The organism is Candidatus Accumulibacter sp. ACC003, assembly GCF_907163085.1.
In the GTDB taxonomy this organism is placed as follows: domain Bacteria; phylum Pseudomonadota; class Gammaproteobacteria; order Burkholderiales; family Rhodocyclaceae; genus Accumulibacter.
The window spans coordinates 25168-49723 of record NZ_CAJQTX010000004.1 but is presented as its reverse complement, the minus strand read 5'-3'; the positions used below and the strand labels follow the sequence as shown (position 1 = coordinate 49723).

The following is a 24556-nucleotide window of genomic DNA, read 5'->3' as shown; positions in this document are numbered from 1 at the left end:
TGGAGAGCTTCATGTCTGCACCCCCCGTCGCCTCCCGCGAAGCCGCGCTGCGCATCGCGCTGGCTGCCCGCACCCTCGATGGTCTCGACGTCCGCGCGCTGCTCGGCGCCTTGCTTGAGCGGCTCGCTGCGCCGCTGACCGAGGCCAAGCTGGCGACGCTGAGCGTCGAGGACCTGCGCGTCATCCTCGCCGGCGACTTCGCCGAGCAAGCGTGTCACGTCGGCGTCGATGCCGAAGCGCTGAAAGGCGCCGTTCGCCTGCTTTGGGGCGATGGCATCAGCAACCAGGACTTTCCCGTGCTCGACACCTACCGCGACGGCGAAATGCCGGGCTCGATCCGTGTCGCCGTCGCCGCCAATCGCGGCGAAAACCTCGACGGCCACTTCGGTTCGTGCGAGCGCTTCCTGATCTATCAACTCGGTCCCGAGGCGATCAAGCTGATTGCCGTGCGCACGACCGTCGAAGCCGACGCCAGCGAAGACCGCAACGACGCGCGCGCGGCGCTGATCAAAGATTGCCAGATCGTCTACCTGCAATCGATCGGTGGCCCGGCAGCCGCCAAGGTGGTACGTGCCGGCATCCATCCGATCAAGCTGGCGAACGGCGGCGGCGCACGTGAGTTGCTCGTCCAGCTGCAGCAGCGCCTGTCCAGCCCGCCACCGTGGCTGGCGCAGATCATGGGCGTTCCGGCGGCTTCGCTGGCGCGCTTCGCGGCGACGCTGGACGCCGATCGATGATCAGCCCGCAGCAACTCGCGCAGCTCGCTGCCGCGGTGCAGATCGAGCCACTTGCCGCCGCCATGCGCCGACGCTTCCCCGAGCTGCACTGCAGCGAATGCAGCGCCGATGACGTCTCGCCGAGCCACCAGCCGGTGCTCGGCGTCGACGGCTACGACCTCTACCTGATTGCCGGCGCTTCCGGCCACTGCCTGAGCCGGACCAGCGACCTGGCGTCAGCCACCGGCGTCCTGCTGGCGGCCCGGGTTGACCAGGAATGACCCCGAGAATCCCCGATGAAAGAAGCCCTGGCCTGGTCGGAACACTGCAAGTCGCTCGCCCCCGCCGTCGTCGAATGCTGCCTCAAGCTGCCCGTCAGCAACGGCCCTGGCGCGCTGGTCAAGGCCTTGACGCAGGCCCTGCCCGAGTGGAAATTCCGCCATGCGATGAGCCGCGGCGGCTGGTATCGCCTGGGCGGAATCGTCGCCGAGAACGGCCAGCGGGTCTCCGACAATCTCGGCGACTGGGCCGAGGAAGCCCTCGCAGAAAGCGCCGGCGACCTTGCCAAGCTGACCGACGAGTTTGCCGATCGGCGCTTGTACGCCACCCGCCTGGTCGGCCAGACCCACTATCTGGTGGCCACGGCCGGCACCGGCAGCGCGGATTTCCTGCAACTGGAAATAGAAGACCTGCAGGAGATGCGCGCCCATCAGCTGTTTGCCAGGCAGCCCGACACGCTCGACGAGTTACTCGACCCGCGCAGCGGCGTCGACCAGCCGCTGCCGCTGGCAATGCCCTTCTACGCTTTTCGGCGTCTGCAGCACGTCGGTGCCTATCTGCGCCGAATGCTGGCGCGCAGGCCCGAGCCGGCAGCGATCCACCGCATGCTCGACGATTGGAGCGCGAGCAGCGCCGGCCATACCAGCGCCTATTGCAATCACTGGGTGATCGCCACCCGGGAGCATCTCGACCACTACCAACAAACGGTTTTCTGCGCCCAGGCGATCGCCACCAGGGCCGGCGAGACGCCAGAGTTTGACACCGACGCCGGCACGCACGGTCTGCAGCTGAACGAGGACCTCGCCCATTTCGACCACGAGGCGGGTTACCCGATGGCCTGGTACTTTCTGATGCTCGCCGGCAAAGTGGTACCGCACTGGGTCGCCGAGGCGGTCATCGAGGACTCGCGGGCCGGCTTCGCCTACCTCCCGCAACGCGACCTCAACGTCGTTCGTAAATGGCTGCATCGACCGTATTCGCTGTAAGACGCGACCGGCAAGGCGCCTCGCGCCGAAAACCGCTGGCGTGCGCCTCGCAGCGTTCGCCCCCTTGCCCTGGTCGTCGCGGCGCATCGCCGACGGCTGCCAGCGAGTCGATTCGCTTCGCCAGGTCCGGCGGGGAAAGTTGCTATACTTTCCTGGTGCCTCTGGATTCCCTGTCCTTCTCCAACCCTGGCCACCGCGATGAGCTTCAACCAAGATGCCTTCATCAGCTACGCGCATATCGACAACGAGCCGCTGACGCCTGGCCAGAAAGGCTGGGTATCGCAGTTCCATGCCACGTTGCAGGCCATGCTCAGCCAACGCCTGGGCGAGAAGGCGCGCATCTGGCGCGACGACAAGCTCGACGGCAACGACGTCTTCGCCGACGAGATCGTCGGCCAGTTCACGACAACCGCGCTGCTGGTCTCCATCCTCAGCCCGCGCTATGTGCGCTCGGAATGGTGCACGCGCGAACTGCTGGAATTCTGCAAGGCCGCGGCGGGCAACGGCGGCGTCACGGTCGGCAACAAGAGCCGCGTCTTCAAGGTCATCAAGACGCCGTTCGAGCAGGCTTCAGCGCTGCCCGAGGTGGTGCAGCAGATGCTCGGCTACCCGTTCTACGCACTCGACCACGATGACCCGCAGGAGCTCGACCCGGCCTTCGGCGAAGAGGCGCGACAACAGTTTCTCGGCAAGCTGAGCAGCCTGGCCTGGGAGATCGCCAAGAGCCTGCGACAACTGAGCGACGCCGCGCCGGCGAGCGTCGCCGATGCCCAGCAAAAGCGGCCGGTGGTGTTTCTCGCCGACTGCGGCAGCGATCTGCGTGACGCGCGCGAACGGCTGGCGACCGAATTGCGCATGCACGGCCACGAAGTGCTGCCGGCGCAACAGCTGCCGCAGAGCGAAGACGCGCTGCTGCCCGAGCTGAAGGCGCAACTCGAACGCTGCGCACTGTCCATCCACCTCGTCGGCAGCAGTGTCGGACCGGTACCCGACGGCCCCAGCGGCCGCTCGCTGGCGATGCTCGAAAACCACGTTGCCGCCGAGCTTTGCCGGCAGAGCGCGCTACGGCGCATTATCTGGCTACCCGAGATGATCAAAGGCGAGCGCCCCGAGCAGCAGCTGTTCATTGATGCGCTACAACGTGACGCAGCGCTGCAGTTCGGCGCCGATCTGCTGCGCGGTGACGTCGAGGCCCTCAAGGGTACGATGCATCTGCTGCTGCGCCAGATCGAGACGGCCGCCGCGCCGGCGGCCGCCGCGGCAGCGACGGACCAGCAGACCGTGCACGTACTGATGAGCGAGGCCGATCGCGCGGCGTCGGTGCCGCTGCTCAAGCTGCTGCTGGCGCAGGGCCTGCAGGTGACGCTGCCGGTCTTCGTCGGCGACGCCGCGGCGCTGCGTGAGGCAAACGCACAATTGCTGTCGGCCTGCGACGCGGTGCTGCTCTTCTACGGTGCCGGCGACGAGGTCTGGAAGTTCCACCAGCAGAACGATCTGCGCAAGCAGGTGGCGCTGGCCGCCAGCGGCAAAGCCCGCTCGCTGTGGACCTGCCTGCTACCGCCGGCTAGCGCCGACAAGCAACTGCTGCAACTGCTCGGCGGCGCCGAGCTGATCGACCTGCTGGACGGCGTGTCGGCAGCCCCCTTGCAGCCACTGCTGGCGGCGTTGGCCGGCAACGGAACATCGTCGTGACCGCCGCCACACCGGCAGCGAATCCCTTCCCCGGCCTGCGGCCCTTCCACGAAGGCGAGGAAGCGCTGTTCTTCGGCCGCGAGGCGCAAGTCGATGCGCTGGTCGACAAGCTGGCCGCGACGCACTTTCTGGCCGTCGTCGGCACCTCGGGATCGGGCAAGTCGTCGCTGGTCAACTGCGGCCTGGTGCCGGCCCTGCACCGCGGCCTGATGGCCGACGCTGGCAGCGCCTGGCGCGTCGCCACCCTGCGCCCCGGCAACCGGCCGCTGCGCGCGCTCGCCGAGGCGCTGGCGCGCCCCGGCCTGCTTGGACCGCAAAACGCGGACGACTCGGGGTTCTCGGCGGCCGAGATGATGGAGGCGACCTTGCGCATGAGCAAGCTCGGCCTCGTCGATGCATTCGAGCAGGGGCACCTCGAGGCGCGGCAGAACGTGCTGCTGATCGTCGATCAGTTCGAGGAGCTGTTCCGCTACCGGAGCCTGGCGACGTCGCCCGCGCTGGCGACGAGCGCAGCTGCCAGCGAGCCCCTGGGCAGCGCCGGCGAGGAAGCCGTCGCCTTCGTAAACCTTTTGCTCGAGGTCGGCGCGCACCCCGGCTTGCGCTTCTGCGTGGTGATCACCATGCGCTCCGACTTTCTCGGCGATTGCGCGCAGTTCTTCGGCCTGCCCGAGGCCATCAACCGCGGCCAGTACCTGGTGCCGCGAATGACCCGCGACGAGCGTCGCTCGGCCATCGCCGGGCCGGTGGGCGTCAGCGGTGCGACGATCGACCCGGTGCTGTTGACGCGCCTGGTCAACGATGTCGGCGACAACCCGGACCAGCTCTCGATCCTGCAGCACGCGCTCAACCGGACCTGGGCACGCTGGCACCAGGATGATGGCGCCGGTGCGCTGGCGCTACTGCACTACGAAGCCGTCGGCACGATGGCGCACGCGCTCAACCAACATGCCGAAGAGGCCTTCGGCGAGCTCGCCGAGGGCCGCCCGCGCGAGTTGGCCGAGGCCGTCTTCAAGGCAATCACCGACAAGGTCACCGACGCCCGCGGCACGCGCCGCCCGACGCGGCTGGACACGCTCTGCGCCGTCACCGGCGCCAGCGTCGCCGAACTGACGGCGGTGATCGAGGTCTTCCGCGACCCGACGCGCTCGTTCGTGATGCCGCCGGCCGGTACGCTGCTGCAGCCCGACACACCGATCGACATCTCGCACGAAAGCCTGATGCGGGTCTGGGAGCGGTTACGCGGCTGGGCCGACGAGGAAGCGCGGTCGGCGCAAGCCTACCGCCGGCTTGCCGAAGGCGCGGAGTTGCACCGCGCCGGCGAGTCGGCGCTGCTGCGCCAGCCTGACCTGCAGTTTGCCATTAGCTGGCTGGAGCGCCAGCAGCCCAGCGCGGCCTGGGCCGCACGCTATCGTGATGGCTTCGATGCGATGCTCGAGTTTCTCGATCGCAGCCAACGCGCTTTCGACGAAGAGACGCAGGCCGAAGCGGCGCAGCGCGAGCATCGCGCCCGGATGCTGAAGCGGCGGAGCTGGATTCTGGGAGCATTGCTCCTCGCCGCTGCGCTGGTGCTGGTCGGCTATTGGTGGTCGCAGGCCAGGTCGGCCACGAGCAGAGCTGACGACGAAGCCGCCAAGGCGGCGACAGCAGAGGAGGCGGCGCTCAATGCTGAAAGCGCGAAGCGCTCGGCGCTGACCATGGCGAACTCGGCACAGCGGCAACTGGACGTCGTGTACCGAGCTGCGGAGAGCAACACGCCCGACTTGCGCGCCGTCGTCCAGCAGGCGCAACAGGTCGAGCAGGCCATGCAGAGCAAGTCTCTCGTCTACCTGCAGTACGCCGACGCGAGCCAGAAAGAGATAATGGCGCGCCTGGCTACGCAACTCGGCAAGGCCGGCTATTCGACTCCGGGATCGGAATTGGTGCGCGTGGCGCCCGCGCGCTCGGACCTGCGCTACTTCCGCAAGGACGATGCTGACGACGCGGCAACTCTGGCCGAGTTGCTCAAGCGCTGGAACTTCGGCTCGCTGCGGCCAGTTCTCGTCAAGGGCTATGGAGCGCAGCTGAAACAGCGCCAGTTCGAGATCTGGCTGGCGCGCCCCGACCCAGCCGAGATCGAGCGCCTGCTGGGACAACTCGACGCGGCCGGCAGCGACGAGCGAAAAGCCGCCGGCCAGCAATTACAGGATTTCTACACCGCCTCGCCGCAGGCGATTGCCGCCGCACTGGCGCTGCTCCGGCCCGAGCGCATCGACGCCTTGTCGGTCAACGGCCGCATCAACCTGCTCTACTTCTTGACCCGCACCGCGCCGCTGGCATGGGACCCGGCGTGGGCGGCGGGCGCGCGCGAAGCCGTCGAGCGCATGCTCGCGCGGAGCAACGTGGGCGAACAGACGAGAGCCGAACTCAAGCGCGCCCTACGCCTGCTCGATGCGGTGAGCGCTGGCCAGGCCGCGGCGCCCGACTGACGCGACGACCCGCCGCTGTGCGCGATCAGTTCCGCCCTTTTGACTTCACTATTTTTGACCCTTGGCCAGCGGAAAGACTTGCCCCTGCGTACGCGGTCGAGTAAGCGCTCTCAGATAAGTTTCCCGATCTTCAGAGGCTCTTTGCCTTGCAAAAACAGGCATTGAAACACGAAATATTTTCTGCGAACCGCTTATGAGGGTAGGCGACGACGTAGGCCGCCCGGGCATTCAGGCGGTCAAAGAGCGCCTTGGCAGCGAAATTCTGATTGGCAGCTTGCCCGGACAAGCCACGACTTCCAAGCGATCCTTGCGCTGCTTCGATCCGCCAACGGCCGTGGTACAAGGCGCCAAACACGGCCGCAGGGAAAGCGACGGCATCGAGCAGCGAAGTTATCTGAGCACGGTCACTGTTCGTCATGCTGTTTGTGGTTTTCCGGCCAGGGAGGCTGATGGAGAGCAGAGGACTGTGAATAAGCCAGGCTCATACATCCCGGTGGCACCTCCTGTGGTGGCTTCCGGAATACCCCGCGGGGAAGAGAGCGCTGGAACATGTGTGGCAGGCCTGTACACCTATTCCAGGAAAGCCATCGACGTAACAGCTTCCCGCCACTTTTCAGCGCGCACTCGCTTTGCAGGCCAACGAGGAACTGTTCCGGGTTATGCGGCGCTCGCCGAGAAGACGCTCTTGCCGCTTCACGGCGGTGAAATCACCCGACGTTGGCGAGGTCGGCTTCTGCAGTGCATTGCGAACCGACAACGCTACGGGAATCGCCGGGTCACCGACGACGACCATCATGGCGAACTGACATGACCAAGAGCAGGTCAGCTCCGGGAAGCGTCAAGACCGAAGGCGACCGGTGCTCGTTCCCCACACGAAAGGATATTGAGCCTCAAAACGCCGCTTGATGTGAAACGCTTCATCGCCGCTCGTCGTGGCTGATTTTGGTCATGCTTGCCTGGCAACGCCTGACGTGCGGCTGGCGCGAAACGCGCAACGAAAAAAGCCAGCCCTGGAGGGGCTGGCTGTTTGCGATCTGTGTGCGATGGAGGCGCGACCCGGAGTCGAACCGGGCTGAACGGATTTGCAATCCGGTGCATAACCGCTTTGCTATCGCGCCGTGCCTACCTGACGGTAGGAGCTGCCGTTGAGGGCGGAAAAACTGGCCACTCGGCAGGAAATGTGGAGCGGGAGAAGAGTCTCGAACTCTCGACCTATACCTTGGCAAGGTATCGCTCTACCAACTGAGCTACTCCCGCATGAAGCGAAGGCGCATTATAAAGGCCTGCCCATTACTGTCAATGCTTGTTTGCCATTGATCGCCGATCGGCCGCCTCGTCGGCGTCGTCGTCGGCGTCCTGATCAGCGCTTGCGGTCCTCTTCGATGAGGTGCGGCCAAGCCATCCGCATGTAATATCCCATCGACCATAGCGTCAGTACGGCGGCGATGTAGATCAGCCAGGTGCCGGCCAGCGAAACGTCCACGCCGGCGAAGGGCGCGTGATAGAGCAGCAACGGAATGGCGACCATCTGTGCCGCCGTCTTGACCTTGCCGATCATCGATACGGCGACGCTGCGATGCGCGCCGATCTGCGCCATCCATTCGCGCAGTGCCGAAATGGTGATTTCGCGGCCAATGATGATCGCCGCCAGTATGGCGTCGAGCCGGTCGAGCTGGACGAGGACGATCAGCGCGGCGGCGACCATCAATTTGTCGGCCACCGGGTCGAGGAAGGCGCCGAAGGCCGAGGTCTGTTGCCAGCGCCGCGCGAGGTAGCCGTCGAGCCAATCGGTGATCGCCGCGACGACGAACACCGCCGTCGCCGCCTGGTCGCGACCGACAGCGTGCACCCATGACTCGGGGACGTAGTAGATGGCGATCATCAGCGGGATCAGGATGATCCGCAGCCAGGTCAGCAGAATCGGTATGTTCAGTGGCATCAGTGCAAAGCCGCGTAAATTTTCTCGGCGAGTTCCCGGCTGATTCCTGGAACCGCTGTCAGTTGGTCAATCCCGGCGTCCGAAATGCCTTGCAAGCCGCCAAAACGAGAGATCAGCGCTTTGCGCCGCTTTGGCCCAATACCGGCGATCTCTTCGAGCCGCGACGTTCGCACGGCCTTGCCACGCCTGGCACGATGGCCGGAAACGGCAAAGCGATGCGCCTCATCGCGAACTTCCTGGATCAGATGCAGCGCGGGATGTTCAGGCGGTAATTGTAACGGGTCGCGGCCATCCGCGAAAATCAGCGTTTCCAGCCCCGGCTTGCGCGCCTCGCCCTTGGCGACGCCGACGATCGGCAGCTGCGCCAGACCGAGCTCAGCGAGTGCCGAGAGCGCCGCGCTGACCTGGCCGCTGCCGCCGTCGATCAGAATCAGCGTCGGCACCGGCGCGGCGCCGGTCAGCAGCTTGTCGTAGCGACGCATGACCGCCTGCCGGATCGCCGCGTAGTCGTCACCCGGCTGGATGTCGCGAATATTGAAGCGGCGGTAGTCGGACTTGCGCATGCCGCTGCCCTGGAAGACGACGCACGCGGCGACCGTCGCGTCGCCTTGCGTGTGGCTGATGTCGAAGCATTCGATACGCGCCTCCTTGTCGTCGTCGACTTCGAGCGCCAGCGTCTGGCACAGGGCTTCAAGCCGCAGCCCCTGCCGCGACAGCATGCTTCGCCGCGCGGTGATCGCCAGGCGTGCGTTCTGTTCGGCCATTTCCACCCACACGCGGTGCATCGTCAGCCTCGGCTCGGCGACCTTGACCGGCCGCCCGGCTGCTTCGCTGAGCCAATCGGCCAGCTCGCCGTCGGCGCTGGGCCGATTGACCAGAATCTGCAGGGGGATCGGGTGCGCCAGGTAGTGCTGCGCGAGAAAAGCGCTCAAGGCTTCGCTGGCCGAACAATCGGCGGCGTTGACCGGAAACTGCGGCCGGTCGCCGAGATGCCGGCCACCGCGAACCATCGCCAGGTTGACGCACAGCAGGCCCTGCTCTTCGACGGCGGCGACGATGTCCACGTCGCCGCCCTTGTCGCTATCGACGTACTGCCGGTCCTGCACCTGCCGCAAGGATTGAATCTGGTCACGGCACAGCGCCGCCTCTTCGAAGGCGAGCCTCTCTGCCGCCTGGTCCATCGCCGTCGACAGGCGGCCGATGACGTCCTGCTGGCGGCCCTGCAGGAAGAGGCTGGCCATGTCGACGTCGGCAGCGTAAGGCTCGGCTTCGACCAGCCCGACGCAGGGCGCCGAACAGCGCTTGATCTGGTACAGCAGGCACGGTCGCGAGCGGTTGTTGAAGACGCCATTCTCGCAGGTGCGCAGGCGAAACATCTTCTGTAGCAGATGAATGCTCTCGCGCACCGCCAATACCGAGGGAAAGGGGCCAAAGTAGTCGGCGCGCCGGTCGGTCGTGCCACGAAAGAAGCCCAGGCGCGGATAACGGTCGTGCGTCAGGACGATGTACGGGTACGACTTGTCGTCGCGAAAGAGGATGTTGTAGCGCGGTGACAGGCTCTTGATCAGATTGTTTTCGAGCAGTAGCGCCTCGGCTTCCGAACGCGTCACCGTGGTATCGACGCGGGCAATCTGCGCGACCATCAGCGCGATGCGCGGACTCGGGTGACGATCGCGGAAATACGAGGCGACACGCTTCTTGAGGTTCTTGGCCTTGCCGACGTAGAGCACCGTATCGGCACTGTCGATCATCCGATAGACGCCGGGCAGTTCGGTCAGCGTGGCCAGCAGGGATTTGGCGTCGAAGGATTGTTCCATGAGCATACGCGGCGGCCGCCGACTGACGTAGGATAGCGTTCTCGATCTTATCACGCTCGCCAGTGCCACCCTTGCCGCCTTTGCCACCCTCGCCACCCTCGCCACTCGTGCCGCCGAGCGCCGCCAGCCCCGATTGCGATGTCTTCTGCAAGATCATCGACAACTTCGGCGACATCGGCATCTGCTGGCGCCTGGCCCGACAGCTGGCCAGCGAGCAGCATTTGCGCGTACGCCTGTGGGTCGACGAGCTGGCGACATTCAAGCTGCTCTGTCGGCAAGTGGACCCGACGCTAGAGGTCCAGGAGGTACAGGGAATCGAAGTCCGTCTCTGGAACGTGCGCTTCCCGACGGTGGCGCCCGCCGCCCTGGTTCTGGAAACCTTCGCCTGCCGAATTCCCGAGCCCTTCGTCGAGCGCATGGCGCAACGCTCACCGCGCCCGGTGTGGATCAATCTCGACTATCTGAGCGCCGAGGAGTGGGTCGCTGGCTGCCATACGCTGCCGTCGCCGCACCCGCAACTGCCGCTCGACAAGTTTTTCTTCTTTCCGGGCTTCAGCAGCGACACCGGTGGCCTGCTGCGCGAGAACGACCTGCTCGACCGCCGCCGCGACTTCGTCGGTGACGCCGATTTACAGGCGGCCTTCTGGGAAGACGCGGGCTTCGCGCCGCCGCGCACCGGCAGCCTGCTGGTTTCGCTGTTCGCCTACGAGAACGCCACTCTCGGCGATCTGCTGGCGATCTGGGCGGCGTCGGACCTTCCCGTTTGCTGCCTGGCGCCGCTGTCGCAAACCTTGCCGGCGATCCGGGATTACGCCGGGCGCGCGCTCGAGGCCGGCGACACTTACCAGCGCGGCGCACTCGAAATCCGCATCCTGCCCTTCCTTGAACAAAGCCACTACGACCACTTACTGTGGCTCTGCGACATTAATTTCGTCCGCGGCGAAGATTCCTTCGTGCGCGCGCAATGGGCCGCGCGGCCGCTGATCTGGCACATCTACCCACAGGAAGAAGCGACGCACATGCGCAAGCTCGACGCCTTCCTGGCGATCTACTGCGCCGCTCTGCCGGCGGCAAGCACGGCGGCCTTGCGCGAATTCTGGCACGCGTGGAACGTCGGGACGATCAGCGCCGCAGCGTGGCAAGCACTGGCAGCGAAGCTCCCGACGCTTCGCCAACACGCACGGGAGTGGCAGCAAACACTCGCCAGACAGGAAGATCTGAGCAGCCGCCTGCTGCGCTTCGCACGTTCCAAGCTATAATCGCGGGCTCGACGATAACTGTTTCTGGGAACACCCGATGAAAACCGCACAAGAACTTCGCATAGGAAACGTCTTCATGGTCGGCGAAAACCCGATGGTGGTTCTGAAATCGGAGTACGTCAAATCCGGACGCAACGCCTCGGTGGTCAAGATGAAGATGAAGAATCTGCTGACCGAATCGCCTACCGAGACCGTCTATCGCGCCGACGACAAGTTCGACGTCATCCAGCTTGAGCGCAAGGAAGTCAGCTATTCGTACTTCGCCGACCCGCTCTATGTGTTCATGGACGCCGAATACAATCAGTACGAAATCGAAGCCGACTGCATGACCGACGCGCTGAGTTACCTGGAAGACGGCATGCCCTGCGAGGCGGTGTTCTACAACGGCAAGGCGATCTCGATCGAGTTACCGAGCAGCGTCGTTCGCGAAGTGATCTACACCGAGCCGGCGGTCAAGGGTGACACCTCGGGCAAGGTGCTCAAACCAGCCCGCCTGGCGACCGGTTTCGAGCTGCCTGTTCCAGCCTTTGTCGAGATCGGTGACAAGATCGAAATCGACACCCGTTCCAACGAGTATCGCTCGCGCGCCAAGTAGCACTCGATTCTCCAGCGGTTCAGCGCGGGGGTCTATCCTCTTCGACCGCCGCTGGCCGCTCACGTAGAGCCAAGACAGCACAAAGGCAGCCCACCAGGCTGCCTTTTTTGTGTTTGTATCAAGCAGACAGGCGTTGCGCGGCGGCGACGCCGGCCTGGTAAGTCGCGTCTTTCTGCAAACTCGCCCAGTCGACGGTGCCGCTGGCCGGGGACAGGCGCTCGACGCGTTTTGCCCGCGCGGCCTCGCGCACGGGATCGGCGGCGGGCCGCCAGTTGGCCAGCACGTCGCCAACGGCATCCGGTGCGTTACACACCAGCAGCATGTCGCAACCGGCGTCCGACGCCGCCGTGCAGCGCGCCACCACGTCACCGGCGACGCCAGCGCCGGCCATCGACAGATCGTCACTGAAAATCACGCCCGTGAAACCGAGTTCTTCGCGAAGCAGACGGTTCCAGACCGGCGAAAAACCCGCCGGCCGGTGGTCCACCTGCCGATAGATGACGTGCGCCGGCATCACCGCGTCGAGCGCCAGTCGGCGGTAGGGTTCGAGGTCGGGCGCGATTTCGTCCAGGGAGCGCTCGTCGACCGGCAGGGCGACATGCGAATCGGCCTCGGCCCAACCGTGACCCGGGAAATGTTTGCCGCAGGCGGCCATGCCAGCACTGTGCAAGCCGTCGATGAACGCTCCGGCCAAGGCGACGACGGCCTCGGGATGCGCATGGAAAGAGCGATCGCCGATGACGCTGCTGCGCCCCCAGTCGAGGTCCAGGACCGGCGTAAACGACAGATCAACGCCGCGCGCGCGCAATTCGGCGGCCAGGACGTAGGCCAGCGCACGGGCGCTGGCCAAGGCCGGCGCTCGCTGCTCATCCCACAACTCGCCGAGACGACGCATCGGCGGTAGCGGCGTGAAGCCTTGCCGGCAGCGCTGCACTCGTCCCCCCTCGTGGTCGATGGCAATCGGCAACGGCGGCACGCGCAGCGCATGCACCGCCGCCGTCAGGCGCGCGAGCTGTTCGGGCGATTGGTAGTTGCGGGAAAACAGAATCACGCCACCGACCAGCGGATGGCACAAACGCTGGCGCTCGACAGCCGACAGCTCGAGGCCAGCGAGGTCGATCATCAGCGGCCCGAGCGGCAGCTTGCCGGGCGCGTCGAGAGCGTCTTTCATTGGTGCTCCATGATCACGAAAGCGACCGCGAAGTCCTGCTCATCGCTGATCGACAGGTGGGCGACCAGCCCTCGCTGCGCCAGGTGGGCAGCCAGCGACGCCGCGTACTCGAAGAGCGGCCGGCCCAGCGAATCGTGCGCGACACCGATATTCGGCAAGGTCGCCGGCGCCGCCAGGCCGATGCCGAGCGCCTTGCCGAAGGCTTCCTTGGCGGCAAAACGCTTGGCGAGAAAGCGCGCCGGCTGGCGGGTGCCGGCAAACTCGACGCACTCGCGCGGCGACAGCAACTTCGTCAGCGCCCGCTGCCCGTGCCGCTCGTAGAGCGTACCGAGACGAGCGACGGCAACAATGTCGGTGCCGATGCCGGCGATCATGGCGCGTACCCGGGCAGCTGCGCTTCGCGCAGCAGGCGCTTCATTTCACGCACCGCTTCGCGCAGGCCGACGAACACCGCCCGACTGATGATCGCGTGCCCGATGTGCAATTCGCGGATGCCGGCCAGCTGCGCCACCGGCTGGACGTTGAAGTAGTTGAGCGCGTGCCCGGCGTTGAAGCGCATCCCGAGCTGGCGAACGACTTCGCCAGCCCGCCGGACTTTCTCGATCTCGGCGAGCACCGCCGCACTTTCGGGATCGCGGCCCTGGGTGTAGAAGGCGTGCGCATAAGGGCCGGTGTGGATCTCGCAGACGCGTGCGCCGATCCGTGCCGCAGCCTCGACCTGCGCCGGCTCGGCGTTGATGAAAACGCTGCTGACGATGCCGGCGTCGGCAAGCCGCGCCACCGCCCGAGCCAGCATGGTTTCCTGCGCCAGGACGTCGAGGCCGCCTTCGGTGGTCACTTCATGCCGGCCCTCGGGCACCAGCATCGCCATCTGCGGCTTGATCCGACAGGCGATGGCGACCATCTCGTCGGTCGCCGCCATTTCGAGGTTGAGCTTGATCTGCGCCAGTTCGCGCAGCTTCTCGACGTCGGCGTCCTGAATGTGCCGCCGGTCCTCGCGCAGGTGGATGGTGATCCCGTCGGCACCGCCGAGGTGTGCCTCGACCGCCGCCCAGACCGGATCGGGCTCGTAGGTGCCGCGCGCCTGTCGGATCGTCGCCACGTGGTCGATATTGACGCCCAGTTCGATCATAGTTCCTGTAGCTCCCTGAAAATCCTGCGACTCGCCAGGCGCCTGCCGCCGGTGTAGTGGCCGATCAGCGTGCGCATCAGCTGCTTGGCCTCGGCCAGCGAGCGCGGATCGGAAAAATCTTCGCGCGCCAGGTCGATCAACGTTCTGCCGCTGACCGCCAGCGCCGAGTTGCCGGGGCCCGGCAAGCGCACCGGACCACGCTCGATCTCGTAGCCGTAATGCGCGCTGGCGTCGACCGCCAGACCGTCGGCATCGTTCTCGAGGAGCAGGCCATAGCCGAGTTCTTGCAGCAGCGCCCGTTCGAAACAGCGCAAATCCGCTTCCTGCGCACCATCGGCAAAGCGCCGCAAGGTCTCGCCATACGCGGCGAACAGTCGCGCATGTGCGTCCTCGCGCGGTAGCAGATGCATCAGCAACTCATTGAGGTAATAGCCACAGAACAGGGCTTTGCCGGCCAGCAGTGGCTGGCCACCGCGCCACTCGGCCTTCATCAGCGTTTGCACCTCACCCCTGCCAGCCCAGCCGACTTCGAGTGGCTGGAAGGCCAGCAAAACGCCGCGCAAGGCCGATCGTGGCCGCCGCGCGCCACGCGCCAGGAGGGCGACACGACCAAAGTCGCGCGAAAAGACGTCGATGATCAGACTGGTTTCGCTATAAGGGTAGGCGTGCAGCACGAAAGCGGGCTGGGCATCGACCTTGTGCCGCTGATTCACTTACCGACTCGCTGGCCGGCGCGCAACGAAGCCATTCGCTGTTGTGCCCCTTGTGGCTACTCGTAGCCGAGGCTCTTGAGCAGTTGCGCATCGTCGGCCCAACCCGACTTGACCTTGACAAATACTTCCAGGAAGACCTTCCCGCCGAACATCCGCTCCATATCCTGGCGGGCCTCGGAAGCGATTCGTTTGACGACTTCGCCAGCACGGCCGATGACGATCGCCTTGTGTCCAGCGCGATCGACGACAATCGCCGCGCTGATGCGGCGCAGTTCACCCTCGAGCTCGAACTTCTCGATATCGACGGCGGCGCCATACGGCAATTCGTCGCCGATCAGGCGGAAGAGCTTTTCACGAATGTATTCGGCGGCCAGGAAGCGTTCGCTGCGGTCGGTGATCTCGTCCTCACCGTAAAGCAACTCGTCGTTCGGCAAGTGCTTGCGAGTCTCGGCGAGGAGCACATCGAGTTGTGCATGACGCGTCGCGCTGAGCGGAATGAGCGCCGCAAAATCGCCCTCACTGCCGAGTCGCCCAAGATACGGCAACAGGTCGGCCTTGTTCTTGATCTGATCGATCTTGTTCACGACGATGATCACCGGGCAGCCGTCCGGGACGAGTTGGCGCACGGCACGGTCGCGCTCGTCGAAGCGACCGGCTTCGACGACGAACAGCACCACGTCGACCTCGGCCAGGACCTGCCTGACGCCGCGATTCATCATCTGATTCAGGGCGTTGCCGTGCTTGGTCTGAAAACCCGGCGTATCGACGAAAACGTACTGCGCATCGGCGTCGGTACGGATGCCGATGATCCGGTGGCGGGTCGTCTGCGCGCGTTGCGAGACGATGCTGACCTTTTCGCCGATCAGTGCGTTGAGCAAGGTCGACTTGCCGACGTTCGGCCGACCAATAATGGCAATCTGCCCGGAGCGGATGGCGACTTCACTCATGATGCGGAGAGCCTTTCCAGCGCGCGTTCAGCGGCCATTTGTTCCGCGGCTCGGCGCGTTGCACCACTGCCCTCGCTACGGATGTGCTTCGAATCGATCACACAAGCCACCCGGAAGTGCTGCGCATGCGCCTCGCCCTCGGTGGCGGTCAGCGAATATTGTGGCAAAGCAAGTCGTCGGCCCTGCAGATACTCCTGCAAGCGCGTCTTGGCGTCCTTGATTTCCTGTCCGGGAGTCGCCGTCAGTTGCTCGAGCATGCCTTGATACAGGCGCAGGATGACGGCACTGGCGGCGTCAAAACCGGCGTCCAGCCAGACCGCGCCAAACAAGGCTTCGAGGGCATCGGCCAGAATCGATGGGCGGCGATGCCCACCACTTTTCTGCTCGCCCTCGCCAAGGAGCAGAAAGTCACCGAGCGCAAGCGTCAAAGCGTGCTGGTGCAAGCTGTCCTGGCGCACCAGATTGGCGCGCAAGCGCGACAGATCGCCTTCAGGAAGCATCGGAAAGCGCTCGAACAAACGGCGCGCGATGACCGCACTGAGAATGGCGTCGCCGAGGAACTCGAGCCGTTCATTGTGCGGCGAACAGTAACTGCGGTGCGTCAGTGCCGTCTGCAGGAGTTCGCGATCCTGAAACTGGTGGCCGAACGCCCGTTCGAGTGAGGCTTCGCTCATTGGCCGGAATCACGCGCCGACGCCGAACTGCTGAAATCGATCAGCAGGCTGACGTTGGCCACCAGGGGAATCTTCCGCTCGTAGGCAAAAGCCACGATCACCTGGCCATCTTCTTTGAAGATATCAAGATCAGTTGGCCCCAGCGTCTTGATGTGCTCGACCTCGGCATATTTACCGTAAGCCAGCCGGATCTCGGCAACCGTCTTGCCGCTGGAATCGGCGGCAACCGCCCTGATGGCGTGCCTGATCTTGTAATAATCGATGACGTCCGGAAGAACCCGGATGACCAGAATAGCCACCAGAGCGATCACTATGCCCCACAGCAGCAAGGCCGAAAGCGCTAATCCCCGCTGTCGATTCATAGCCACAGCTCCTTACTTGAACGAACCGATCCGTTTGAAATCACTGAAATTCAACCAGATGAAGAAGGCCTTGCCAACGATGTTCTCTTCGGGAACGAAACCCCAGAAGCGGCTGTCGCGGCTGTTGTCGCGATTGTCGCCCATCATGAAGTACTCGCCGGGCGGCACCGTGCAGATCACCCCCGCACTATTGTAGGAGCAATTGTCACGATGCGGAAACTGCCCTGGATGCGGTATGAACGGCGGCGCATCCTGATCATTGAGCATGCGGTGTTCGCCCTCGCCCAATTGCTCGACGTATTGTTCGGAGTAGTACAAGCGCTCGGGGTGCAGATAGTCCTCGACCTGCGTGGTCGGCACCGGCACGCCATTGATCGTCAGCCTCTTGTTCTGGTAGGCCACTTTGTCGCCAGGTACGCCGACGACCCTCTTGATGTAGTCGAGCGAAGGGTCTTCGGGGTAGCGAAAGACCATCACGTCGCCGCGCTGCGGATTGTTGACGTCAATGATCTTGACGTTGGCCACCGGCAGGCGAATGCCGTAGGTGTACTTATTGACGAGAATAAAATCGCCGACCAGCAGAGTAGGAATCATCGATCCCGACGGAATCTTGAACGGCTCGACGATAAAGGAGCGCAGGACGAAGACGACCAGAATGACCGGGAAAAAGCTGGCCCCGTACTCCACCCACCACGGCTCCTTGGCGTCGGCAAGGCGCTGCTTGCGGAAAAACAGCGCGTCGGCGACCCAGATCGCACCACTGAGTAGCAACAGGATCAGCAGGATCAATGCAAAGTTCACTAGCTAACGCTCCTTCTATTTGCCAACCCGCAACACCGCCAGGAAAGCCTCCTGTGGAATCTCGACCGAACCGACCTGCTTCATGCGCTTCTTGCCGGCCTTTTGCTTGTCGAGCAGCTTCCTCTTGCGCGAAATATCGCCGCCGTAGCACTTGGCGAGCACGTCCTTGCGCATCGCCTTGACGTTCTCGCGGGCGATGATGTTGGCGCCGATGGTCGCCTGAATGGCGACGTCGTACATCTGACGGGGAATCAACTCGCGCATCTTGGCAGCCAGTTCGCGGCCACGATAAACCGAGTTGGCACGATGCAGAATGATCGACAAGGCATCGACTTTTTCGCCGTTGATCAGAATATCGAGCTTGACGACGTCGGCCGCCCGGTACTCCTTGAAGTCGTAATCCAGCGACGCGTAGCCGCGTGAAACAGATTTCAGGCGGTCGAAGAAGTCCATCACCACTTCGGCCATCGGCATCTCGTAGACCAGTTGCACCTGCCGACCGTGATAGGTCATGTCGATCTGATTGCCGCGCTTCTGGTTGCACAGCGTGATGACGTTACCGAGGTAGTCCTGCGGCACGAAAACGGTGATCGTGATGATCGGCTCGCGGATCTCCTCGACCTTTGACAGCTCCGGCAACTTGGCCGGGTTTTCGACATTGACCATCGTGCCATCACGCAGCAGGACTTCATAGACGACGGTCGGCGCGGTGGTGATCAGGTCCTGGTCGAACTCGCGCTCGAGGCGTTCCTGGACGATCTCCATGTGCAGCAGTCCGAGAAAGCCACAACGGAAACCGAAACCGAGCGCCTGCGAGACCTCGGGCTCGTAGTGCAATGAAGCGTCGTTGAGCTTCAGCTTCTCGAGCGCCTCGCGCAGCGAATCATACTGATTGGACTCGATCGGATAGAGCCCGGCGAAGACCTGCGACTTGATTTCCTTGAACCCCGGCAGAGACTGGGCGGCCTGCCGGTCATGCAGGGTGACCGTATCGCCGACCTTGGCCGCCTGCAGTTCCTTGATTCCCGAGATGATGTAGCCGACTTCGCCGGCGCGCAGCGCATCGCGCGGCAGCGCCTTGGGCGTGAACACGCCAACCTGCTCGCAGAGATGCGTCGAACCGGTGGCCATCAGGCGAATCCTGTCCTTCGGTCGCAACGTGCCGTCAAAAACACGCACCAGCATGACCACACCGACGTAGTTGTCGAACCAGGCGTCCACCAACAGCGCCTTGAGCGGCGCCTCGGGGTCGCCGCTGGGCGCCGGGATACGCTCGATGATTGCCTCGAGGACGTCTTCGACGCCGAAGCCGGTCTTGGCCGACGCCAACACCGCTTCGGTGGCGTCGATGCCGATCACGTCTTCGATCTCCTGGCGCGCCTTGTCCGGCGTCGCCGACGGCAGATCGATCTTGTTCAGGACCGGCAGGACATCGACGCCAAGCTCAATCGCCGTGTAGCAGTTGGCGACGGTCTGGGCTTCGACGCCTTGCGAAGCATCGACGACCAGCAAGGCCCCCTCACAGGCCGACAGCGAGCGCGACACCTCGTAGGAGAAGTCCACGTGGCCCGGCGTATCGATCAGGTTCAGATTGTAGATTTCACCACTGCGTGCCCGGTACTGCAGTGACGCGGTCTGCGCCTTGATGGTGATCCCACGCTCGCGCTCGATGTCCATCGAGTCCAGCACCTGCGCTTCCATCTCGCGATCGGACAGGCCGCCACAAAGATGAATGATACGGTCGGCGAGCGTCGACTTGCCGTGGTCGATATGGGCAATGATCGAGAAATTGCGGATGTGTTGCATGAACATCGTGTCGGCGCCGTCACAACCGCGCCGCCCCTGAAAAAAAATGGGTGCCGGTGGGCACCCTGGGTCGAACTGCCTGAAGGCGCGGATTCTAGCCGATTTCGCTCAAATAATCACGGACTTTGGCAACATCGAGGAAGTAATGGCAAAGCTCCCGGCCGTCGTGCAGAAGCACCGGCACGAGTTCGTCATAGCGCGCTTCGAGCGCCGCGTCGGCGTCAACGTCGAGCACTTCGACGGCAACGCCGAGGTCGGCAGCCAGCGCTGCCAGTGCCAGCTCCATGTCCTGGCACAGATGACAGTAACGCCGTGAAACGAGCGTCAAGGTCGTCGCCTGCATCACTCGCTGCCTCGACCGGGCAAACCCTTGATGGTCACGAAGGTTTGTTGCTCGCCACGGCGCACCAGCAGCGTCACATTGGCCAACTTGTCGAATGGCGCCAGCAGCTTGTTGAGCTGGTCGACGCTCTTGACTGCGGTGCTCTGACCACGGGCGATGATCGCCAGAATCACATCACCCGGCCGCAGGTCGGCGCGCGCCGCGTTGCTGCGGATATCGTCGATGACCAGACCACCGTCGACCTTGAGCTCACGCTTCTGTTCGGCGGTCAGCTCCGAGACCACCAAACCCAGTCGATTGACGGCACGCTCGGCCGGTTTCGCATTGCCGGCACGGCGCATCGCCGGCTTTTCGTCAGGGATTTCGCCGATCACCACCGTCACTTCCCGGCTCGCCCCCTGGTGCCATAACTGCATGCTCACCTTGCTGCCCGGTTTGCTGGCGCCGACCATTCGCGGCAGCTCGCTGGAACCAGAGACGGTCTTGCCGTCGAACTTCAGAATGACGTCACCCAGTTCTACTCCCGCCTTCTCTGCCGGCCCGCCCTTCTCGACCGCATTGACCACGGCGCCGGTGGCCTGCGGCAGGCCGAAAGACTCCGCCAGGTCTTTGGTTACGTCCTGGATGACGACACCGATTCGCCCGCGACTGACCTTGCCGCTCGCCCGCAGTTGCGCCTGGACGTCCATCGCGACGTCGATTGGAATGGCAAACGAGATGCCCATGAAGCCACCCGAACGGCTGTAGATCTGCGAGTTGATGCCGACCACCTCGCCCCGCAGATTGAACAGTGGTCCGCCGGAATTACCCGGATTGACCGCCACATCGGTCTGGATGAAGGGGACGTAGCTCTCCTGCGGCAGCGACCTCCCCTTGGCGCTGACGATGCCGGCCGTTACGCTGTTGTCGAAGCCGAATGGCGAACCGATGGCGACCACCCATTCGCCGACCTTGAGAACACCTGGGTCGCCAAGACGAACGGTCGGCAAGCCCGTCGCCTCGATCTTGATCAGGGCCACGTCGGTGCGCTTGTCGGCGCCGATGACGCGCGCCTTCAATTCCCGCTTGTCGGTCAGACGAACGACAATTTCGTCGGCCGCATCGACGACATGCGCATTGGTCAGAATATAACCGTCAGAACTGACAATGAAGCCGGAACCCAGCGAGCGGCTTTCGAATTCGCGCGGCGCTCCGGGCGTTCCCGGCGCTCCCGGCTGGCGCGGGATGAAACGACGGAAAAAATCGTACATCGGATCGTCTTCGTCGAACGGGAATGGCAGCGCACCGCGGCCGCCGGCTCGCGCGGTCTGCATGGTACTGACGTTCACCACCGCCGCCCCGTTCTTCTCGACCAGTTCGGTGAAGTCTGGCAGACCTCGAATCTCGGCTTGTGCAAGCAGTGAAAGAAAGCTCAAACAGAAAACCGCAAACAATCGTTTCATGACAGCAAATACCTCCTGAGTAGCAGCGCGAGTCAGTGATCATCCGACCACGACCCGAACAACAGAGCCGGCGACCAGTCAGCGACAGCGCGTCAAGATTTGATCGACGGCTGCAGGCGTGGGTCGTTGACGCTGCGCAGCTGCGCACGCCGCAGGCCCCACCAGCCGAGCAGCAGGCCGGCGATCGCGCCAGCGATCGCGCCCGCTTCTCCAGCGAACGCGGAACCGGCCAGCGCACCGAGCAGCAGCGCCAGCAAGGGGAATGCATAAGCATGCAGCGCACCGCGGCGCACCGACCCCTCGGCAACACACACGCGCACGCGTTCGCCAACCAGCCGCTGCTCGGCGTTGAAGACCCGGAAAGTGCGCGCCGTCGGGCACAACAAGCTGGCGACATGGTTGCCACCGCAGCCACCCGGCTCCCGGCAGCGGCCACAACCACCTTCGTCCATGCGGATCAAGGCGTACTCGCCATCAAGCGCCGCAACGGTTCCCCAAGCCCCGCTCATCAGCCGCCCACCTCCAGCTCAACCCTTGGGCAAGACGCGCCGTGTCGCCCGGCATTCGCCAGCCATTCGCCCAACTCGGCCAGCAGTGCGCCATCGATCAACGCTGACGTCGGCGCCGTCACGGCTACCACCTGCGCTCAGCAGAAGTATCGAGCAACGGCCGCAACTTCTCGGCGACGGCTTCGCGCGCCCGGAAAATCCGTGACCGCACGGTGCCGATCGGGCAACTCATCGCCTCGGCGATTTCCTCATAACTCAAGCCATCGATCTCGCGCAGGACGATCGCGCTACGCAACTCGTGCGGCAAGGCATCCATCGCGGCGTTGATCGTTGCCCCAACCTGCTTGGACTGCAGCAGGCTCTCCGGCGTATTGATGTCACGCAACTGCCCGGCGTCTTCGAAACTCTCGGCGTCGTGGGCGTCGAACTCGGTCGACGTTGGCGCCCGGCGTCCCTGGGCGACCAGATAGTTCTTGGCGGTGTTGATGCCAATCCGATACAGCCAAGTGTAGAACGCACTGTCGCCGCGAAACGACGGCAGCGCCCGATAAGCCTTGATGAAGGCCTCCTGCGCGACGTCCTCGACCTCCGACTGGTCGCGGACGAAGCGCGACAACAAGCGCGCAAGCTTGCGCTGGTATTTGGCAACCAGAATCTCGAAAGCGTGTTTGTCGCCGGCCTGTGCGCGTTCGACCAACAGCTGGTCAATATCGCGTTCGCTCATGCTGTATGCCTATCCTGTCGAAGACGGTGGTGTTTTCCAGAAAGTATAGCTCAAGCGTTCAATTGTCATCGTAACAGTGCGTGCGCGCCGGCTCTTATTGGCGACGCCAGGAAATTGAGCGCTGCACCATGACCGCACGATGCACGTGCTATAGTTGCACCCCCTTACTGGCAGGCCCTTTCGCGTGACGCTTCGCTTTGACGTTCTGATCATCGGCAGTGGTCTGGCGGGACAGGCGGCCGCGCTGCGCCTGGCAGAGACACGCAAGGTCGCGCTGATCAGCAAACGGGCGCTGGAAGACAGCGCCTCGACCTGGGCTCAAGGCGGAATTGCCGCGGTGCTCGATAGCCGCGACTCGATCGAAGCGCACATCCGCGACACCATCACCGCCGGCGCCTTTCTCAACGACCCGCTGGCCACCCGCTTCGTGGTCGAAAACGGTCGCCGAGCCGTCGACTGGCTGATTGAACAAGGCGTTCCCTTTACGCGCGACGAAGCCGGCTACCATCTGGCCCGCGAAGGCGGACACAGCGCCCGTCGCGTGATCCACGTCGCCGACGCTACCGGCCTGGCCGTACAGACCACGCTGACCAGCAAGGTTCGCCAGCACGCGAACATCAGCACTTTCGAGCAGCACATCGCGGTCGACCTGATTACCAGCCACAAGCTGGGACTGAGCGACGGGCGCTGCCACGGAGCGTATGTGCTGGACACCGGCAGCGGCGAGGTGTTGACCCTCGGCGCGCCGCACACGGTGATCGCCACCGGCGGCGCGGGCAAGGTCTATCTGTACACCACCAACCCCGACACCTCGACCGGCGACGGCATTGCCATGGCCTGGCGAGCCGGTTGCCGGGTCGCCAATATGGAGTTCATCCAGTTTCACCCGACCTGCCTTTACCACCCCCAGGCCAAGTCTTTCCTGATCTCCGAAGCGGTCCGCGGCGAAGGCGGACGGCTGCTTCTACCGGATGGCACGCGTTTCATGCCCACCCACGACCCGCGTGCGGAACTCGCGCCACGCGACGTGGTAGCCCGAGCAATCGATTTCGAGATGAAGAAAAGCGGTCTGGACTGTGTCTATCTCGACATTTCGCACAAACCGGCCGCTTTTCTCGGCGCGCATTTCCCGAACATTCAGGCGCGCTGCCTGGAACTCGGTATCGACATCACTCGCCAACCGATCCCGGTGGTTCCGGCGGCACACTACACCTGCGGCGGCGTCGTCACCGACCTGCGCGCACGCACCGACGTCCCGGGGCTCTACGTCGCCGGCGAAGCGTCGTGCACCGGCCTGCATGGTGCCAATCGACTGGCCAGCAACTCGCTCCTCGAATGCCTGGTTTTTGCCGACGCGGCGGCCACCGACATTCTTGAACAGCCTGCCGGCGAGCTACCCGAGTTGCCACCATGGGATGCCAGTCGCGTCAGCGACCCCGACGAAGAAATCGTCATCGCTCACAACTGGTACGAACTGCGTCGCTTCATGTGGGACTACGTCGGGATCGTCCGCACCACCAAACGCCTGCAACGCGCGCAGAACCGGATCCGCCTGCTGATGCGTGAGATCGACGATTTCTACTCGCTGTTTCACGTCAGCCACGATCTCATCGAGCTGCGCAATTTGGTCGTCACCGCCGACCTGATTATCCGCTGCGCGCTGCAACGCCGTGAAAGCCGCGGCTTGCACTCCAGCCGCAATTACCCGGAAACCTTGCCCCGAGCGCGCAATACGGTGCTCAAACGCCGCCTCCGACCCGACCGCTAGGATCGCTCCGCCAACGCAACCACAGGCGGAGCAAACGAAATTCTGCCACCGACATGCTGTCGGGCAGTAGCACAAGACTGTCGCTGCTGCCGGTGTCCTGGTCCCGGACGCGCAACACGATCAACTGGCTGAACACCGTAGTATCCGGCTCGATCGAAACCGGGACGCGATCACCACTGGCCAACAGACAGTCCAATTCACCGCTACCAAGCACGCGCAGGCCGACGAATCGGGACGAGCGCAGCGCGTACCACCCCGACACTGCAAACAGCGGCAATAGCAGGTAAGTCAGCGAGCGCGCCGCTGGCGGCCATGGCAAAACCAGCACACAGCCCGCCGCGAGGACGTGCAGGAAGACCGTCACGGCTGCCAGGAGGCGCGAGCGGCGCAACTCGATGTGGATCGGGAAGTGCAAG

24 protein-coding genes and 2 tRNA genes are annotated in these 24556 nt (G+C 64.1%); 8 read left to right on the top strand and 18 right to left on the bottom strand.

Going from position 1 to position 24556, the window contains the following annotated elements; all coding sequences use genetic code 11:
- The first annotated feature begins 11 nt into the window (after positions 1–11).
- The 5 genes from QZ656_RS07145 to QZ656_RS07125 all read left to right on the top strand — a co-directional run bounded on the left by QZ656_RS07145 (position 12) and on the right by QZ656_RS07125 (position 6138).
- Complete coding sequence (locus tag QZ656_RS07145; protein WP_291992763.1) at positions 12–737, top strand: dinitrogenase iron-molybdenum cofactor biosynthesis protein; 726 nt, start codon at positions 12–14, stop codon at positions 735–737.
- Positions 734–997, top strand: a complete 264-nt coding sequence (locus tag QZ656_RS07140; RefSeq protein ID WP_291992762.1) for a DUF6129 family protein — start codon at positions 734–736, stop codon at positions 995–997. The genes QZ656_RS07145 and QZ656_RS07140 overlap by 4 nt, the downstream gene beginning before the upstream one ends.
- A 15-nt stretch (positions 998–1012) precedes the next feature.
- Positions 1013–1981, top strand: a complete 969-nt coding sequence (locus tag QZ656_RS07135) for a hypothetical protein (protein ID WP_291992761.1) — start codon at positions 1013–1015, stop codon at positions 1979–1981.
- A gap of 198 nt (positions 1982–2179) precedes the next feature.
- Positions 2180–3673: a hypothetical protein gene (locus QZ656_RS07130; protein ID WP_291992760.1), complete on the top strand. Its 1494-nt coding sequence runs from the start codon at positions 2180–2182 to the stop codon at positions 3671–3673.
- Positions 3670–6138: a hypothetical protein gene (locus QZ656_RS07125; RefSeq protein WP_291992759.1), complete on the top strand. Its 2469-nt coding sequence runs from the start codon at positions 3670–3672 to the stop codon at positions 6136–6138. Before QZ656_RS07130 ends, QZ656_RS07125 begins: the two co-directional genes overlap by 4 nt.
- 1044 nt (positions 6139–7182) lie before the next feature.
- On the opposite strand, the gene QZ656_RS07120 is transcribed toward QZ656_RS07125, so the two are convergent.
- The 4 genes from QZ656_RS07120 to uvrC form a co-directional block, all read right to left on the bottom strand.
- A tRNA-Cys gene (locus QZ656_RS07120) sits at positions 7183–7256 on the bottom strand.
- Between the two features lie 63 nt (positions 7257–7319).
- Positions 7320–7395: transfer RNA gene (locus QZ656_RS07115), tRNA-Gly, on the bottom strand.
- A 103-nt stretch (positions 7396–7498) separates the two neighbouring features.
- Positions 7499–8077: a CDP-diacylglycerol--glycerol-3-phosphate 3-phosphatidyltransferase gene (gene pgsA / locus QZ656_RS07110; protein ID WP_291992758.1), complete on the bottom strand. Its 579-nt coding sequence runs from the start codon at positions 8075–8077 to the stop codon at positions 7499–7501.
- Entirely contained in the window at positions 8077–9894 is a 1818-nt protein-coding gene (gene uvrC, locus QZ656_RS07105) for an excinuclease ABC subunit UvrC (protein WP_291992757.1), read from the bottom strand. The genes pgsA and uvrC overlap by 1 nt, the downstream gene beginning before the upstream one ends.
- 62 nt (positions 9895–9956) lie before the next feature.
- Between uvrC and earP the strand changes: the two genes are divergently transcribed.
- Together earP and efp are read left to right on the top strand one after the other, a co-directional pair.
- A complete protein-coding gene (gene earP, locus QZ656_RS07100) occupies positions 9957–11153 on the top strand; it encodes an elongation factor P maturation arginine rhamnosyltransferase EarP (RefSeq protein WP_366522119.1) in 1197 nt (398 codons plus the stop codon).
- Positions 11154–11190: 37 nt separating this feature from the next.
- Complete coding sequence (gene efp, locus QZ656_RS07095; RefSeq protein ID WP_291992756.1) at positions 11191–11748, top strand: elongation factor P; 558 nt, start codon at positions 11191–11193, stop codon at positions 11746–11748.
- A gap of 118 nt (positions 11749–11866) precedes the next feature.
- On the opposite strand, the gene nagZ is transcribed toward efp, so the two are convergent.
- From nagZ to rpoE, 13 genes are all read right to left on the bottom strand, one after another.
- Entirely contained in the window at positions 11867–12919 is a 1053-nt protein-coding gene (nagZ, locus tag QZ656_RS07090) for a beta-N-acetylhexosaminidase (protein ID WP_291992755.1), read from the bottom strand.
- Positions 12916–13293, bottom strand: coding sequence for a holo-ACP synthase (gene acpS / locus QZ656_RS07085; RefSeq protein ID WP_291992754.1), 378 nt, complete (start codon positions 13291–13293; stop codon positions 12916–12918). Before acpS ends, nagZ begins: the two co-directional genes overlap by 4 nt.
- Positions 13290–14051 (bottom strand): pyridoxine 5'-phosphate synthase, encoded by a 762-nt coding sequence (locus QZ656_RS07080; RefSeq protein WP_291992753.1) that lies wholly within the window; start codon positions 14049–14051, stop codon positions 13290–13292. The genes acpS and QZ656_RS07080 overlap by 4 nt, the downstream gene beginning before the upstream one ends.
- A complete protein-coding gene (gene recO, locus QZ656_RS07075) occupies positions 14048–14764 on the bottom strand; it encodes a DNA repair protein RecO (RefSeq protein WP_291992752.1) in 717 nt (238 codons plus the stop codon). The genes QZ656_RS07080 and recO overlap by 4 nt, the downstream gene beginning before the upstream one ends.
- A 56-nt stretch (positions 14765–14820) precedes the next feature.
- Positions 14821–15711, bottom strand: coding sequence for a GTPase Era (gene era, locus QZ656_RS07070; RefSeq protein ID WP_291992751.1), 891 nt, complete (start codon positions 15709–15711; stop codon positions 14821–14823).
- A complete protein-coding gene (rnc, locus tag QZ656_RS07065; protein ID WP_291992750.1) occupies positions 15708–16385 on the bottom strand; it encodes a ribonuclease III in 678 nt (225 codons plus the stop codon). The genes era and rnc overlap by 4 nt, the downstream gene beginning before the upstream one ends.
- A complete protein-coding gene (locus QZ656_RS07060; protein ID WP_291992749.1) occupies positions 16382–16696 on the bottom strand; it encodes a DUF4845 domain-containing protein in 315 nt (104 codons plus the stop codon). The genes rnc and QZ656_RS07060 overlap by 4 nt, the downstream gene beginning before the upstream one ends.
- A gap of 63 nt (positions 16697–16759) precedes the next feature.
- Entirely contained in the window at positions 16760–17548 is a 789-nt protein-coding gene (lepB, locus tag QZ656_RS07055; RefSeq protein WP_291992748.1) for a signal peptidase I, read from the bottom strand.
- A gap of 15 nt (positions 17549–17563) precedes the next feature.
- Positions 17564–19354, bottom strand: coding sequence for a translation elongation factor 4 (gene lepA, locus QZ656_RS07050; protein ID WP_291993204.1), 1791 nt, complete (start codon positions 19352–19354; stop codon positions 17564–17566).
- Between the two features lie 94 nt (positions 19355–19448).
- Positions 19449–19697 (bottom strand): glutaredoxin family protein, encoded by a 249-nt coding sequence (locus QZ656_RS07045; RefSeq protein WP_291992747.1) that lies wholly within the window; start codon positions 19695–19697, stop codon positions 19449–19451.
- Positions 19697–21139: a DegQ family serine endoprotease gene (locus tag QZ656_RS07040; protein WP_291992746.1), complete on the bottom strand. Its 1443-nt coding sequence runs from the start codon at positions 21137–21139 to the stop codon at positions 19697–19699. Before QZ656_RS07040 ends, QZ656_RS07045 begins: the two co-directional genes overlap by 1 nt.
- A gap of 92 nt (positions 21140–21231) precedes the next feature.
- Positions 21232–21648, bottom strand: a complete 417-nt coding sequence (locus QZ656_RS07035; protein ID WP_291992745.1) for a SoxR reducing system RseC family protein — start codon at positions 21646–21648, stop codon at positions 21232–21234.
- A 124-nt stretch (positions 21649–21772) separates the two neighbouring features.
- The gene (gene rpoE, locus QZ656_RS07030) at positions 21773–22372 is read right to left on the bottom strand and encodes an RNA polymerase sigma factor RpoE (RefSeq protein WP_291992744.1); all 600 of its coding nucleotides are present in this window, start codon (positions 22370–22372) and stop codon (positions 21773–21775) included.
- A gap of 184 nt (positions 22373–22556) precedes the next feature.
- Between rpoE and nadB the strand changes: the two genes are divergently transcribed.
- Positions 22557–24140, top strand: a complete 1584-nt coding sequence (gene nadB, locus QZ656_RS07025) for an L-aspartate oxidase (protein WP_291992743.1) — start codon at positions 22557–22559, stop codon at positions 24138–24140.
- Here nadB and QZ656_RS07020 read toward each other — a convergent pair.
- Positions 24112–24555, bottom strand: coding sequence for a protein YgfX (locus QZ656_RS07020; protein ID WP_291992742.1), 444 nt, complete (start codon positions 24553–24555; stop codon positions 24112–24114). The two genes, nadB and QZ656_RS07020, sit on opposite strands and share 29 nt — an antisense overlap.
- Position 24556 lies beyond the last annotated feature (1 nt).

Coding starts and splice junctions, on each gene's coding strand:
- rpoE (WP_291992744.1), bottom strand. CDS start 22,372: ATGAGCGAACGCGATATTGACCAGCTGTTGGTCGAACGCGCACAGGCC.
- QZ656_RS07080 (WP_291992753.1), bottom strand. CDS start 14,051: ATGATCGAACTGGGCGTCAATATCGACCACGTGGCGACGATCCGACAG.
- pgsA (WP_291992758.1), bottom strand. CDS start 8,077: ATGCCACTGAACATACCGATTCTGCTGACCTGGCTGCGGATCATCCTG.
- uvrC (WP_291992757.1), bottom strand. CDS start 9,894: ATGGAACAATCCTTCGACGCCAAATCCCTGCTGGCCACGCTGACCGAA.
- era (WP_291992751.1), bottom strand. CDS start 15,711: ATGAGTGAAGTCGCCATCCGCTCCGGGCAGATTGCCATTATTGGTCGG.
- QZ656_RS07040 (WP_291992746.1), bottom strand. CDS start 21,139: ATGAAACGATTGTTTGCGGTTTTCTGTTTGAGCTTTCTTTCACTGCTT.
- QZ656_RS07145 (WP_291992763.1), top strand. CDS start 12: ATGTCTGCACCCCCCGTCGCCTCCCGCGAAGCCGCGCTGCGCATCGCG.
- QZ656_RS07130 (WP_291992760.1), top strand. CDS start 2,180: ATGAGCTTCAACCAAGATGCCTTCATCAGCTACGCGCATATCGACAAC.
- QZ656_RS07035 (WP_291992745.1), bottom strand. CDS start 21,648: ATGAGCGGGGCTTGGGGAACCGTTGCGGCGCTTGATGGCGAGTACGCC.
- QZ656_RS07135 (WP_291992761.1), top strand. CDS start 1,013: ATGAAAGAAGCCCTGGCCTGGTCGGAACACTGCAAGTCGCTCGCCCCC.
- acpS (WP_291992754.1), bottom strand. CDS start 13,293: ATGATCGCCGGCATCGGCACCGACATTGTTGCCGTCGCTCGTCTCGGT.
- nagZ (WP_291992755.1), bottom strand. CDS start 12,919: ATGAAAGACGCTCTCGACGCGCCCGGCAAGCTGCCGCTCGGGCCGCTG.
- lepA (WP_291993204.1), bottom strand. CDS start 19,354: ATGCAACACATCCGCAATTTCTCGATCATTGCCCATATCGACCACGGC.
- rnc (WP_291992750.1), bottom strand. CDS start 16,385: ATGAGCGAAGCCTCACTCGAACGGGCGTTCGGCCACCAGTTTCAGGAT.
- QZ656_RS07140 (WP_291992762.1), top strand. CDS start 734: ATGATCAGCCCGCAGCAACTCGCGCAGCTCGCTGCCGCGGTGCAGATC.
- efp (WP_291992756.1), top strand. CDS start 11,191: ATGAAAACCGCACAAGAACTTCGCATAGGAAACGTCTTCATGGTCGGC.
- QZ656_RS07045 (WP_291992747.1), bottom strand. CDS start 19,697: ATGCAGGCGACGACCTTGACGCTCGTTTCACGGCGTTACTGTCATCTG.